2 tRNA genes and 2 rRNA genes (2 of these 4 only partly in view) are annotated in these 3,439 nt (G+C 42.3%); all 4 read left to right on the top strand.

From position 1 onward, the window contains the following. A 16S ribosomal RNA gene (locus tag H0H37_RS01500) occupies window positions 1-540 on the top strand (it extends 933 nt beyond the left edge of the window). A 91-nt stretch (window positions 541-631) separates the two neighbouring features. Continuing rightward, a tRNA-Ile gene (locus tag H0H37_RS01495) sits at window positions 632-705 on the top strand. Window positions 706-752: 47 nt separating this feature from the next. Further along, window positions 753-826 (top strand) — tRNA-Ala (locus H0H37_RS01490). A 48-nt stretch (window positions 827-874) separates the two neighbouring features. Continuing rightward, a 23S ribosomal RNA gene (locus tag H0H37_RS01485) occupies window positions 875-3,439 on the top strand (it continues 786 nt past the right edge of the window). Together the 16S and 23S rRNA genes with 2 tRNA genes alongside form the textbook arrangement of a ribosomal RNA operon.

The following is a 3,439-nucleotide window of genomic DNA, read 5'->3' as shown; positions in this document are numbered from 1 at the left end:
ATGTACTACGAATAAGTTAGAAATAATTTAGTCTTCGGACGGAGTACAAGATGCTGCATGGTTGTCGTCAGCTCGTGCCGTGAGGTGTTGGGTTAAGTCCCTTAACGAGCGCAACCCTCATTGTTAGTTGCCAGCGAGTTAAGTCGGGGACTCTAACAAGACTGCCGACGTAAGTCGAGAGGAAGGTGGGGACGACGTCAAATCATCACGGCTCTTATACCTTGGGCTACACACGTGCTACAATGGTCGGTACAAAGGGTTGCTACTGGGTAATCAGAAGCTAATCTCTAAAAACCGATCTCAGTTCGGATTGGAGTCTGCAACTCGACTCTATGAAGCTGGAATCGCTAGTAATCGCATATCAGCCATGATGCGGTGAATACGTTCCCGGGCCTTGTACACACCGCCCGTCAAGCCATGGAAGTCGGGGAGACCTGAAATCGGTGACCATAACAGGAGCTGCTTAAGGTAAAATCGATAACTGGGGCTAAGTCGTAACAAGGTAGCCGTACCGGAAGGTGCGGCTGGAACATCTCTTTTTTTAGAGTATTTATTCTTATTAAAAATAATTCAATAATTAGGCTAGATTTTTTTCATTATAGATAAGAGAGTAAGAGATTGAATTTTTTTCAGTCTCGTAGCTCAGATGGTTAGAGCGCTACACTGATAATGTAGAGGTCCGCGGTTCAATTCCGCGCGAGACTATTACGATTATTATTGTGAGTGATATGTAGTAGTTAATAAATAAGTAAGGGGAATTAGCTCAGATGGAAAGAGTGCCTGTTTTGCACGCAGGAGGTCATCGGTTCGATTCCGATATTCTCCACTAATAAAAGTTCTTTGACATAATACATAACATTATAATGAGGAGAGAAAAAAAGCTAAGTAAGGGCGTATGGTGGATGCCTTGGCTCTGAGAGGCGATGAAGGACGTGATAAGCTGCGATAAGCTGCGGGAATTGGCACATACAAATTGATCCGCAGATTTCCGAATAGGGTAACCTATCATATTAAAATATGATATTACTTTCAATAGTAAAGCAAACCTAGAGAACTGAAACATCTAAGTATCTAGAGGAAAAGAAAACAAAAGTGATTCTGTGAGTAGTGGCGAGCGAAAATGGAAAAGCCCAAACTATTGTGGTTTAGGCTGCAATAGGGTTGTAGGTCTACAATAATAATTATTTTTTTATAGTAGAATGGATTGGAAAATCCAATCATAGAAGGTGATAATCCTGTATATAAAATAAAAAAATAGTTTAGTATAAACCTGATTAGGACGGGACACGGGAAATCTTGTCTGAATCTACCGGGACCATCCGGTAAGGCTAAATACTACTCAGAGACCGATAGTGAACTAGTACCGTGAGGGAAAGGTGAAAAGAACTTCGAATAGAAGAGTGAAATAGATCCTGAAACCATATGCTTACAAACTGTCGGAGCTTATTTATAAAGTGACGACGTGCCTTTTGCATAATGAACCTACGAGTTAATTTTTCCGGCAAGGTTAAGTAGTTAAACTATGGAGCCGTAGCGAAAGCGAGTCTGAATAGGGCATTTAGTCGGAGGAATTAGACGCGAAACCGAGTGATCTACCTATGAGCAGGTTGAAACTATGGTAATACATAGTGGAGGACCGAACCGGTTGACGTTGAAAAGTCTTCGGATGACTTGTGGGTAGGGGTGAAAGGCCAATCAAACTCGGAGATAGCTCGTACTCCCCGAAATGCATTTAGGTGCAGCATCGTGTAAAATAATACAGAGGTAGAGCTACTGTTTGGATGAAGGGGTTTCATTACCTACTAATTCCTGACAAACTCCGAATGCTGTTATTATGTTTCACGGTAGTGAGGGCATGGGTGCTAAGGTCCATGTCCAAGAGGGAAACAACCCAGATCATCAGTTAAGGCCCCTAAGTATATATTAAGTTGTACAAACGAAGTTTAACCACAAAAACAGCTAGGATGTTAGCTTGGAAGCAGCTATTCATTTAAAGAGTGCGTAACAGCTCACTAGTCGAGTGGTTGAGCGTGGATAATAATCGGGCATAAATATATCGCCGAAACTATGAGATTGAAAAATCGGTAGGGGAGCATTGTAATAACATTGAAGCTTAATCGAGAGATTAAGTGGAGTGATTACAAAAGAAAATGTAGGTATAAGTAACGATAATGCGGAAGAGAAATCCGCACACCGAAAAACTAAGGATTCCTCAGCTATGTTAATCAACTGAGGGTTAGTCGGGTCCTAAGACGTAATCGAAAGGTGTAGTTGATGGAAAACCGGTTAATATTCCGGTACTTATTTTTATTGCGATAATAAGAGGAGACGGAGTTATGAAACTGTCGCGTACGGACGGAAGTGTACGTTAAAATAGTTAGGTATAAAATATATAGTAAAATACGTATATTTTGCTGATCTATGATAGTACCACAAACCTTCGGGCCAGTGGATAGTACAGGTAAGAACTTCCAAGAAAATCCTCTAAGCTTCAGATAAAATTAATCCGTACCAAAACCGACACAGGTAGTTAAGGAGAGAATCCTAAGGTGCTCGAGTGATTCACGGCTAAGGAACTAGGCAAAACAAGCCTGTAACTTCGGGAAAAAGGCTGCCTTTTTTTTAAAGGCCGCAGTGAATATATCCAGACGACTGTTTATCAAAAACATAGGACTCTGCTAAATTGAAAAATGATGTATAGGGTCTGACACCTGCCCAGTACTGGAAGGTTAAAGAAAAAGGTTAGTTTAGTAAAATAAACAAAGCTTTTAACTGAAGCCCCAGTAAACGGCGGCCGTAACTATAACGGTCCTAAGGTAGCGAAATTCCTTGTCGGGTAAGTTCCGACCTGCACGAATGGTGTAACGATCTGGAAACTGTCTCAGCCGTGAGCTCGGTGAAATTGTAATATCGGTGAAGATGCCGATTACTCGCAATGGGACGAAAAGACCCTGTGAACCTTTACTATAGCTTCGTATTGATTTTGATTGAAAAATGTGTAGGATAGGTGGGAAACTAAGAAATATTATCGTCAGGTAATATGGAGTTGTCCTTGAAATACCACCCTTTTTTTAATTGAAATCTAATTCAATTAACAGTTGAAGACATTGCGTGGTGGGTAGTTTGACTGGGGTGGTCGCCTCCAAAAAAGTAACGGAGGCTTCCAAAGGTACCCTCAACACGTTTGGTAATCGTGTGTAGAGTATAATGGCATAAGGGTGCTTGACTGTGAGACATACAAGTCGATCAGGTACGAAAGTAGGGCATAGTGATCCGGTGGTTCCGAATGGAAGGGCCATCGCTCAAAGGATAAAAGGTACTCCGGGGATAACAGGCTAGTCTCCCCCAAGAGCTCATATCGACGGGGAGGTTCGGCACCTCGCTGTCGGCTCGTCACATCCCGGGGCTGAAGAAGGGCCCAAGGGTTGGGCTGTTCGCC

The organism is Blattabacterium cuenoti, assembly GCF_014252335.1.
GTDB lineage: Bacteria > Bacteroidota > Bacteroidia > Flavobacteriales > Blattabacteriaceae > Blattabacterium > Blattabacterium cuenoti_AL.
This window is presented reverse-complemented; position numbering and strand designations above follow the sequence as displayed.